The 9,932-nt window shown below is 61.5% G+C and carries 9 protein-coding genes and 1 pseudogene; 4 read left to right on the top strand and 6 right to left on the bottom strand.

Annotated features, from left to right (window positions below; genetic code table 11):
• The first annotated feature begins 287 nt into the window (after nucleotides 1–287).
• Nucleotides 288–1,775 carry a lipopolysaccharide biosynthesis protein gene (locus WA070_RS17270; RefSeq protein ID WP_422635138.1) on the top strand — a complete coding sequence of 496 codons (1,488 nt, stop codon included), beginning with the start codon at nucleotides 288–290 and terminating at the stop codon, nucleotides 1,773–1,775.
• 22 nt (nucleotides 1,776–1,797) lie between these two features.
• On the opposite strand, the gene WA070_RS17265 is transcribed toward WA070_RS17270, so the two are convergent.
• Nucleotides 1,798–2,226 carry a CBS domain-containing protein gene (locus WA070_RS17265; RefSeq protein WP_422635137.1) on the bottom strand — a complete coding sequence of 143 codons (429 nt, stop codon included), beginning with the start codon at nucleotides 2,224–2,226 and terminating at the stop codon, nucleotides 1,798–1,800.
• A gap of 73 nt (nucleotides 2,227–2,299) precedes the next feature.
• Between WA070_RS17265 and WA070_RS17260 the strand changes: the two genes are divergently transcribed.
• On the top strand, nucleotides 2,300–2,599 hold the full coding sequence (locus WA070_RS17260) for a hypothetical protein (protein WP_422635136.1): 300 nt from the start codon (nucleotides 2,300–2,302) through the stop codon (nucleotides 2,597–2,599).
• Nucleotides 2,592–2,963, top strand: a complete 372-nt coding sequence (locus WA070_RS17255) for an acyl-CoA thioesterase (protein WP_422635135.1) — start codon at nucleotides 2,592–2,594, stop codon at nucleotides 2,961–2,963. The genes WA070_RS17260 and WA070_RS17255 overlap by 8 nt, the downstream gene beginning before the upstream one ends.
• Nucleotides 2,964–3,110: 147 nt before the next feature.
• Here WA070_RS17255 and WA070_RS17250 read toward each other — a convergent pair whose 3' ends face one another.
• From WA070_RS17250 to hisS, 5 genes and pseudogenes are all read right to left on the bottom strand, one after another.
• Nucleotides 3,111–3,344 (bottom strand): hypothetical protein, encoded by a 234-nt coding sequence (locus WA070_RS17250; protein WP_422635142.1) that lies wholly within the window; start codon nucleotides 3,342–3,344, stop codon nucleotides 3,111–3,113.
• Between the two features lie 591 nt (nucleotides 3,345–3,935).
• Nucleotides 3,936–4,130: pseudogene (locus WA070_RS17245) on the bottom strand (DUF4167 domain-containing protein); the annotation flags it as partial.
• A gap of 320 nt (nucleotides 4,131–4,450) precedes the next feature.
• Nucleotides 4,451–5,269: a peptide chain release factor N(5)-glutamine methyltransferase gene (gene prmC / locus WA070_RS17240; RefSeq protein WP_422635134.1), complete on the bottom strand. Its 819-nt coding sequence runs from the start codon at nucleotides 5,267–5,269 to the stop codon at nucleotides 4,451–4,453.
• Entirely contained in the window at nucleotides 5,266–6,351 is a 1,086-nt protein-coding gene (gene prfA / locus WA070_RS17235; RefSeq protein ID WP_422635133.1) for a peptide chain release factor 1, read from the bottom strand. The genes prmC and prfA overlap by 4 nt, the downstream gene beginning before the upstream one ends.
• 148 nt (nucleotides 6,352–6,499) lie before the next feature.
• The gene (gene hisS / locus WA070_RS17230; RefSeq protein WP_422635132.1) at nucleotides 6,500–7,789 is read right to left on the bottom strand and encodes a histidine--tRNA ligase; all 1,290 of its coding nucleotides are present in this window, start codon (nucleotides 7,787–7,789) and stop codon (nucleotides 6,500–6,502) included.
• A 177-nt stretch (nucleotides 7,790–7,966) separates the two neighbouring features.
• Between hisS and WA070_RS17225 the strand changes: the two genes are divergently transcribed.
• A complete protein-coding gene (locus WA070_RS17225; protein ID WP_422635131.1) occupies nucleotides 7,967–9,913 on the top strand; it encodes a M61 family metallopeptidase in 1,947 nt (648 codons plus the stop codon).
• The last annotated feature ends 19 nt before the right edge of the window (nucleotides 9,914–9,932 follow it).

Here is a 9,932-nt window from a genome sequence, read left to right as displayed (position 1 = left end):
CGCCCACATGTCCCTTCATCTAAACCAACAATGTCAAAGAACCACGCCGACATCAAAACCGGACAACCCCGCCGCCCCGATCCTTAATGGTCCGGAGGACTAGTGCCCGTCTATGTCTGCGACCGGCAGGAGCGAGAACCAGAAGCGCTCACCCCGTCGGTGGAGTGGTCTCTAGGGGAGGTATCCCAACCCGTCAAACCCTTTTTTGCAATTTTGTTTCAGAAAATTTTGGGACTTCTTCTTTAGAGCCATGCTTCAAGGCGATCAGGCCACGGGTGACCAAGAGAATGAGTTTGCAGGATGCCGACGCGGATGATGCGGGTTTCGGCGCACGCATAAGGAGCGCCGTTTTCTGGCGTTCGGGCAGTCAGATCGTCTCGCAGATGATGAGCTGGGTGGTGACGCTGGCAGTCATACGCCTGCTCGATCCGGCCGATTACGGACTGTTTGCGATGACGCAGGTCATTCTGAATTTCGCCACCTTCCTCAACGGCTACGGCCTGGTGAGCGCCTTGGTGCAAAGCGACAGACTCGATTCGCACCGGCTGCGGCAGGCTTTCACCATCATGCTGCTGTTGAACGGCGCGCTGGCGCTGCTGCAACTGGCTATAGCGCCGATCGCTGCGGACTATTATGACCAGCCCATGGTCGCGGACCTGCTGCGCGTACAGGCGCTGCTGTATCTGTCCACGCCCTTCATCTCGATTCCAGAAGCCATCATGGGCCGGGCGCTGGATTTCAAACGCCCCGCGCTGGTCAACCTGATTGCCGCAGTCGCTTCTGCGGGCGTGGCTCTTGTCGGTGCGCTATCGGGGTGGGGCGTGTGGACGCTGATATTCGCGCCAATCGCGGGCTTCTGGGTCAAAGGCCTCGGCTATGTACTGGCGACCGGCTTCAGGCCCATCCCCACATTCGATTTCCGCGGCACCGGTGCAATGGTCGCTTATGGTGCATCGCTGCTGGGCGGGCAATTATTCTGGATCGTCCAGAGTCAGGCGGATATATTCATTGGCGGCCGTGTGCTGGAACCCCATGCGCTGGGCCTGTACGCCGAAGCTCTGTTCCTGACCCAGATATTCGTCAGTAAATTCATCCCGCCGCTCAACGACGTCGCCTTCCCTGCCTATGCCCGCATGCAAAAGGATCCGGCTCGAATCGCATGGTCTTTTTGCAAGGCGGTGCGGCTGTTGCTGCTGATATCCTGCCCGGTCTATCTGGGCATGGCGGTAACGGCGGAGCCATTGGTCGAAACGCTGTTCGGCGCGAAGTGGCTGGAGATGGCACCATTCGTCTCGATATTGGCGCTCGCTATGCCCTTCATGACTTTGCAGGTGATGTTCGCGCCGGTGAGCAACGCCTTGGGGCGGCCCGGCACTACCGCGCGAGTCGCAGGTGTTGGTGCGATTCTGATGCCTGCAGCCTTCCTGATCGGCATCCAGTTCGGCGCGATCGGCTTGGCGTGGGCATGGCTGTGCGCGTTCCCGATCCTCACGATCATCACCACACGTCTGGCGGGCGGGCCGATGGGATTGCGAATCATCGATCTGTTGCGGGCCGCCGCGCCTGCCCTTGGATGTTCGGTGCTGATGGCCGGCGTGGTCGTAGGCATCGAAACGCTGCTACCGCCGCTGCCAGCGCCAGTGCGTCTGGCTGTGCTGGTGCCCACGGGCGGACTGGCTTTCCTGGCCGCGCTGACATTGTGCGCGCGCGGCACTTTGATGGAGTTGGTCGGTCTGGTCACGCGACGCGCACCACTAGTGCAGGCAACCGCCTGAACCAGTGGCGACGCGGATCGGGTCAGGCGGTCTGGATATAATCGCGTAGCGAACTGGCTTCCGATTCGATGCTGTCGATACGGAATTTGACCAGATCGCCGATTGACACCAGGCCAACCAAAACACCATCGACCACCACAGGCAGATGCCGGATCCGCCGCTTGGTCATCAACGAAAGGCCGTGGATTACCGGCGTCTGATCGTCGATGGTAATCGCTGGTGTAGTCATGACGTCGCCCACATTATGGTCGAGCGCCGCCGCGCCATCCTGCGCTACGCGATAGAGCAGGTCGCGTTCCGAAAAAATGCCGACCACTTCGCCATTGTCGACCACCGGCACGCAGCCGATTCGCCGCCGGGCGAGCAGATCGACCGCGGACAACAGGCTATCGGTCGGACTGACATGAATGACCTCGCCGCCCTTGGCCTGCAATATCGCCGTTATGGTCATGACCGCTCTCCTCTACATGGACATTCTGCCTCACGCTCTTGATGATCCCACTTTCGCGGCCCAAAGAAAAGGGATGACACGCAAACAAGCATTGGACGATCCACAGATCGCCGCCACCGCATGGCGCCGGTTTCGTCGCATCATGGCATGGATGGCGCTGGTCGGCGCAGGATGTGTGGCGGTGGCGTTGGCTGCCTTGCATATCTGGTCGGGACCGATGCCGATCCACATGATCATCGCGACGACCCTGGGAGTCTGGCTGACCTTCATGCTGGGGACCGGCCTGATGGCACTGGTTTTCCTGTCGAGCGGGACGGGACATGACGCGCAGGTGATGGACAGGTTGAAGGATGAGGTTGATTTCCATGACTGATGACAAAGACGATCCCATCCTGCGCGTCGTCCCCTATCCGGCAGACATCAACAGCAACGGGCACATATTCGGCGGGTGGGTATTGAGCCAGATGGACATTGCCGGCGGCATCGTTGCATCGCGCATTGCAAAGGGCGCAGTCGCCACGGTCGCGATCGAAAGCATGAACTTCATCGCCCCGATTCTGCTCGGCGATCTGGTATCGGTCCATGCAAGGGAAGAACGGCGCGGGCGCACGTCCATAGCGATCCGCATCGACGTCGTCGCGACGCGCGATAGCGGAGAAGCCGACGTGGCCGTGACCAGCGGAACATTCACCTTCGTCGCGCTGGACCAGAATCACCGCCCACGCCCGCTGCCCTGAATGGCGCCATCGGCGCTCAGCGCTACGGTGTGCGCTCGCTGGTCGCACGCAGATAGGCCGCCCAGGGTCTGCCGTCAGAAAGCACGCATGAAAAAAGGGACGATCCGAAGACCGTCCCTTTTTCAGCAATAACGAGCTTTCGCTCGATTACTCCGCCGCTTCCGTGGCAGGCTTTGCACGGCGCGTACGCTTTTTGGGCGCATCCTCGGCCGTCTCACTCTCATTGTCCGCACGGGCGATCGAAGGCGGCAGTATCGCCATGTCCAGACCTTCCTGTGCGTCCGACACCGCGACATCCACCTTGCGCGGGCGGCCGCGACGTGGGCGGGCGACTTCGGCCTCCTGCTGTGATGTTGCAGCGACCGGTGCCGCTTCCCGCATAGGGGTCGGGGCCGGGATCGGGGCATCGACGTCCTGCGGCGCACGAGCCGCCGACTCAGCGGTTACAGGACGGTCGCGACGCGAACGATCGCGGCGGTTGCGGTCGTCGCGGACTTCATCAAAGCGTCGGTTTTCGTCACGTGGTGCGCGGTTGCCGTTGTCGCGTTGACTATTGTCACGCTGGGCACGATCACCATTGTCGCGCTGAGCGCGCTCACCCTGATCTCGCGCGGCACGCTCGCCACTGTCCCGTTGCCCATTATCACGCTGACCAGCGTCCCGCTGTCCATTGTCTCGCGGGGTGCGATCCGACTGCTCGCGCGGCGCGCGATCATACTCACGTGGCGCGCGCTCGGCCTGCTCACGTGGCGAGCGGTCCCCGAAATCGCGAGGGGTGCGATCATATTGGGCATGATCCATGCGGAAATCGTCGCCATTATCTTCGGCGCTGTCGAAATCATCGCTGCCATTCTCTTCGTCGGCATTTTCCTCGCGTGGGCGGAACCGCTGCTGCTGTTCCTCCTGCCGTACGCGATTGTCGGCCAGAACGCGGAAATAATGATCGGCGAACTGAAGATAATATTCGGTGTTCACCCGATCGCCCACCATCTGGGCATCGCGCGCCATATTCCTGTATTTTTCAAGAAGCTGGGTCGCATTGCCGCGTGCGCGGTTGTCGATACGGTTGCCGTTGTCGCCACCGCCCCGGTTGTTCGTATTGGGACGTCCGTTGTTATTATTGTTCCGGCCGCGATTGCGGCGACCGGCCTGCCGGTTATTGATCAAGACATGATCCTTGCGTTCGCTGTCATCAAATTGGCTGAAAACACTGTTCCGTCGCCATCCCCAAGCACGGCCCGCACATCAGGCCGAATACGGCTCCGCCAAGCATGGCTGGGTCAAGAGCCATTGCCTAAAGCTGCCAGCGGCGCTTGCGCAGCAGTGCCGTCTTGACTTTCAGGAGCTTAGAAAACGGCCCTTCTTTCAACAACCTAACAAGGCTATGGTATGAGAAGATGCCATTCCTGTAGTCGATGTAATGGCTTTCGTCCGATAAACCAAGCAATTTTCGCTTGATCTACGGCAAATTGCCTTACGCGTCATTTTCAGCGGTGGGTTACAACCAGGCAACGGTCGTGCCCGGCCAGATCGGACCGTGCGCGAACCGCCAGCCCCGCCCCTTGCAGAAGGTCCGATACAGAACTGCGTTGATCGTAACCAATCTCGATCGCTGCAACGCCGCCCGGCGCGATCAGACGCGGCAGGTCGGGAATGAAACGGCGATAATCATCCAGCCCCTCTTCCCCCGCATAGAGTGCGGTGTCAGGTTCGTGCAGCACATCGCCAGTCAGCATAAAGGAGTGGGCGATATAAGGCGGATTGATGAGGATGAGGTCAAACGGCCCCTCGATCCCCTGCGCCCAGTTGCCCATCCGAAACGCCGCGCGCTCCGCCAGACCTATCCGCTCAGCATTGCCCTGCGCCACGGCCAGCGCAGCGGGGGACGCATCGACGCCCAGCCCGCGCGCATCCTGCCATTGCGCCAGCGCCGCCAGCAGCAGTGCGCCCGATCCGGTGCCCAAATCCAAGACCCTCGCAGGTGCGCGATCGGCAAAATGTTCTACAGCCGCCTCGATCAGCGTCTCGCTATCCGGGCGGGGAATGAGGACAGCGGGGGTCACCGCAAGGCTGATCGTCCAGAAATCGCGCGTGCCGATGATATAGGCGACCGGCTCCCCGGTGCAGCGGCGCGCCACCAACTCCGCGAAATCGGCGGGCACGTCCAGGTCATGCTGCCGCATCAACATATCCCCCCGCGACAGGCCAAGGGCATGGGCGAGCAACAGTTCGGCATCGAGCCACGGCGTATCGCTGATCGTCGCGCATTGGGCAGTCGCAACGCGCAACGCGTCAGCGACGTTCACCCCACGCCGTCCAGCTGGGCCAAACGCGCGGCCTCATCCTCGGCGATCAGCGCGTCGATGACCTCGACCAGCCCCGGCCCTTCCAATATCTCTGGCAGGCGGTGCAGGGTCAGGTTGATGCGATGGTCGGTGACGCGCCCCTGCGGAAAATTATAGGTGCGGATGCGTTCGGACCGGTCGCCCGACCCCACCATCGCCTTGCGCGCGCCCGCCTGCTCATTATGGGTGCGCTCCCGCTCCGCTTCATACAACCGGGCGCGCAACACCTGCATCGCCTTGGCCTTATTCTTGTGCTGCGATCGTTCGTCCTGCTGGATCACCACCAGCCCGCTGGGCAGATGAGTGATGCGAACGGCCGAATCGGTCGTATTGACATGCTGCCCGCCTGCGCCAGACGCGCGGTAGATGTCGATCTTCAGGTCGCCGTCGGCGATCTGGACATCGACTTCTTCCGGTTCGGGCAGGACCGCGACGGTGGCGGCGCTGGTGTGGATGCGCCCGCCGCTTTCGGTCGCGGGTACGCGCTGCACACGATGGACGCCGCTCTCGAACTTCAGCTTGGCGAACACGCCCGTCCCGGTGATGGACGCGACGACTTCCTTATAGCCGCCGACTTCCGACGCATTGGCGGAGATCGGCTCCATCTTCCACCCCTGCGTATCGGCATAGCGCTGATACATGCGGAACAGGTCGCCCGCGAACAAAGCCGCTTCATCGCCCCCCGTCCCTGCGCGGATCTCCAGCATGGCTGGGCGCGCATCGGCGGAATCACGCGGCAGCAATTGCAGCGCCAGCGCGCGTTCAGCGTGGGGAAGCTGACTCTTGAGAAGCTGGATTTCCTCCTGCGCCATTTCGCGCATCAACGGATCGGCTTCCTCACCCCCCGTCATGGTTTCCAGCGCAGCCAGTTCCTGCCGCAACCGACGCAGTTCGGCGGCGGCCCGCGCCACCGGCTCGATCTCGGCATATTCCTTAGACAGGCGCACGAACGCATCTGGCGCAAGGTCAGCCCGCGTCATCGACGCCTGCACCTCATCCCTACGCGCCTCGATCTGCGCAATGCGTTCGGCGGAAATGTGCATCAGGCCTCATCCCCCAACCCGTTCGGGCTGAGCGAAGTCGAAGCCTTCCGCTGAGCCACAGGCGAAGCACCTTCGCTTCGCTCAGGCCAGCCCTTCGACAGGCTCAGGGCGAACGGGGTTGGGTAGGCGCGATTGAGGAAGGTGCGAATCATCTGCTCCAGCTGATTGACTGACTTAGATTCAACACATTCGCTACTTGAGCAGCGAGTTTATCCATCGTGTTAACGCTCATTTGCGGGCCTTGCTTCATATATTCTTCGCCGCCCTCATGCCCACGGCAACGGACAAACAATATGGAATCCGCGCCTGAAGCCCAAGCTCTCTGTATTCTACGCTTAGAATTGCCTGAGAAATGTAATTCTGCAGCGATCCCTGCCCGACGAAGTGTGTAGACATATTGTGAGGCTAGTGTGCCTACAGTCGGATCGTCTGGAATAATAACTACTCTTGGTCGCTCGCGCTCCGGCGCATCCACCAGCATAGCCAGCCGCTCGATACCAGCCGCCCAACCGACCGCCGGGGTCGCAGGCCCACCCAGATTCTCGATCAACCCATCATAGCGCCCGCCACCCAGCACAGTCCCCTGCGCGCCAAGCCGATCGGTGACGAACTCAAACGCCGTATGCCGATAATAATCCAGTCCGCGCACCAGCCGCGCATTGCGTTCCCACGCCACGCCCGCCGCATCCAGCCCTGCCGTCACCATCTCGAAAAAGCCGCGCGCTTCGTCGGTGAGGTATGCGTCGATGTCCGGCGCGCTGTCGGCCACCGGGCGGTCGCGCGGGTCTTTGCTGTCGAGAATGCGCAGCGGGTTCTTCGCCAGCCGCGCGATGCTATCCTCGGACAACGCATCGCGATGCGCCTCGAAATGCGCAATCAGCGCCGCCCGCCATGCGTCGCGGCTCGGCGCATCGCCCAGCGTATTGAGCGTCAGCGTCACCCCATCCGACACGCCCAGTTCGCGCAGCAACTGATCGGCAAAGACCAGCAATTCCACGTCCGCCCCCGGCTCCCCAGCGCCGATGATTTCCGCGTCAAGCTGGTGAAACTGACGAAACCGCCCCTTTTGCGGGCGTTCGTAGCGAAACAAAGGCCCATGCGTCGCGATCTTCAGCGGCGCATATTGCTGCCAGCCTTCGGTGATGTAGGCGCGGCACAGGCCAGCAGTAAATTCGGGACGCAGTGTGATCGAATCGCCGCCGCGATCGTCGAATGTGTACATTTCCTTGGACACGACATCGGTCGCTTCCCCCAGCGAACGAGCGAACACTGCCGTGGATTCGAACACGGGCACTTCCACCCGCTGAAAACCATAGAGCCGCCGCACCCGGTCGAACGTCGCGATCACATGCGCGAACCGTTCCTGGAACGCGTCCGTCGTTCCGCCCAGCATGTCCTGTGTGCCGCGCACCGGGCGCGGCGTTTCGATTTTCGCCATGGGACAGCGCCTTTAGCGACAATCATGCATCAAGGAAACGCGGATTTTCGCTCCTGTCCCCCATAAACGCGCGCGAGAGAAAATGTTGACCCGCGCGGGGGGTGGACGATGTCGTGGCGTAAGGCCATGCTAGGGGCAATCGGGCCGCTCGGTCCAACCTATCTTTCGGAGACATCCATGATCCGCAGCCTTGCTGCCGCCCTTTGCCTGACGACGGGCCTTTCAACCGCACTCCTCGCCACCCCGCTTGCCGCACAGGAGGCAAACCGGTCCAGGCCGACCGCCCTGCCGGTCAACGACACGACCCCAGCGCCAAAGGACATTCCCTACCCCGGCGGCACCATCCGGCTGGAGGTGGATGCCAGCGACACGGTGCAGCGCATCTTTCGCGTTCGCGAAACCATCCCCGTCGCCGCCGGCGGCCCGATGACGCTGATGATGCCCGCATGGCTGCCGGGCAATCACGCCCCGCGCGGGCAGATCGAAAAGCTGACCGGGCTGACCTTCACCGCGAACGGCAAGCCGGTGGCGTGGAAGCGCGATCCGCTCAACGTCTATGCGTTCCAGATCGACGTGCCACAGGGCGCGAAGGAAGTCGTCGCCCAGTTCCAGTTCCTGTCAGCCACGGCGGGCAATCAGGGCCGCGTCGTGATGACGCCCAAGATGCTGAACATCCAGTGGGAAAGCGTCTCGCTCTACCCGGCTGGCTATTACACCCGCCAGATCCCGGTGCAGGCGACCGTCACCTATCCGGCGGGCTGGCAGGCGGCGACCGCGCTGCGCGGGCGCAAGAGCGGATCGAGCATTGCCTATGACGTGATCGACTATGAAGCGCTGCAGGACTCGCCGGTTTTCGCAGGCACCCATTTCAAGGCGGTGGACCTTGGCCATAACGTCACGCTCAACATCGTGGCGGACGATGCGGATGAGCTGAATTTCAAGCCCGAACAGATGGCCAGGCACAAGAAGCTGGTGGCTGAAGCAGGCGCACTGTTTGGCGCCTATCATTTCGATCATTATGACTTCCTGCTGTCGATCACCGACGAAATGGGCGGCATAGGTCTCGAACATCACCGGTCTTCGGAAAATCAGGTCGAGCCGGGCTATTTCAAGACATGGGATGGCGGTGAGGCGCTGCTCGACCGCAATCTGTTGCCGCATGAATTTACCCATAGCTGGGACGGCAAGTTCCGCCGTCCCGACCTGCTCTGGACGCCCGATTTCAACGTGCCGATGCAGGATAATCTCCTGTGGGTCTATGAAGGGCAGACTCAGTTCTGGGGCTATGTGCTGGGCGCACGGTCGGGCATGTTCACCAAGGCGGAAACGCTGGATGCCTATGCCCAGATCGCGGCCAAGCTGGACACGGCGGTCGGCCGCCAATGGCGTCCCATGGAAGACACCACCCACGACCCGATCATGTCCGCCCGTCGACCCAAGGGCTGGACGAGTTGGCAGCGGTCGGAGGATTATTATAATGAAGGGCTGATGATCTGGCTGGAGGCCGACGCCATCATCCGCAAACAGACGCGTGGCGCGAAGGGGCTGGACGATTTCGCCAAGGCCTTCTTCGGCGTAAAGCCGGGCGATTGGGGACAGTTGGTCTATAACCGGCAGGATGTCATCGCGACGCTGAACGGCATCGCTCCCTATGACTGGGCCGGATTCTTCCAGACCTATGTAGATACGCCTACCAAGGAAACGCCCAAGGGCGGCTTTACCATGGGCGGCTACAGGCTGGTCTATACCGACACGCCCGGCGCGATTACCAAGGCGGCCGAGGGTGCGAACAAGATGGTCGACCAGAGCTTCGGCGTCGGCCTGATCGTCAAGAATGACGGCGAAGTCTCAGGCGTCATCTGGGACAGCGCGGCGTTCAAAGCGGGCCTGTCGGTCGGATCGAAGATCATGGCGATCAACGGCGACGAATATTCGGGCGACGCCTTCAAGGCTGCGATCAGTCAAGCAAAAACCAGCAAAAAGCCGGTCCAGATCATCCTGAAGCAGGACAAATACTATCGCACTTTGACACTCGATTATTCCGATGGCCTGCGCTATCCGCATCTGGAAAAGACGGGAGAGGGTGAAGGCAGCCTCGATAAGCTGCTGCAACCCAAAACATAATCACACGTCAGAACTAACC

The sequence above is a fragment of the Sphingobium sp. genome, from assembly GCF_049304695.1.
Classification (GTDB): Bacteria; Pseudomonadota; Alphaproteobacteria; order Sphingomonadales; family Sphingomonadaceae; genus Sphingobium.
This window is presented reverse-complemented; position numbering and strand designations above follow the sequence as displayed.

Excerpts from the sequence above, each read along its gene's own strand:
- WA070_RS17250 (WP_422635142.1), bottom strand. The coding sequence starts at position 3,344 with ATGCGGGAAGCGGCACCGGTCGCTGCAACATCACAGCAGGAGGCCGAA.
- prfA (WP_422635133.1), bottom strand. The coding sequence starts at position 6,351 with ATGCACATTTCCGCCGAACGCATTGCGCAGATCGAGGCGCGTAGGGAT.
- hisS (WP_422635132.1), bottom strand. The coding sequence starts at position 7,789 with ATGGCGAAAATCGAAACGCCGCGCCCGGTGCGCGGCACACAGGACATG.
- WA070_RS17265 (WP_422635137.1), bottom strand. The coding sequence starts at position 2,226 with ATGACCATAACGGCGATATTGCAGGCCAAGGGCGGCGAGGTCATTCAT.
- WA070_RS17225 (WP_422635131.1), top strand. The coding sequence starts at position 7,967 with ATGATCCGCAGCCTTGCTGCCGCCCTTTGCCTGACGACGGGCCTTTCA.
- WA070_RS17260 (WP_422635136.1), top strand. The coding sequence starts at position 2,300 with ATGACACGCAAACAAGCATTGGACGATCCACAGATCGCCGCCACCGCA.
- WA070_RS17255 (WP_422635135.1), top strand. The coding sequence starts at position 2,592 with ATGACTGATGACAAAGACGATCCCATCCTGCGCGTCGTCCCCTATCCG.
- WA070_RS17270 (WP_422635138.1), top strand. The coding sequence starts at position 288 with ATGAGTTTGCAGGATGCCGACGCGGATGATGCGGGTTTCGGCGCACGC.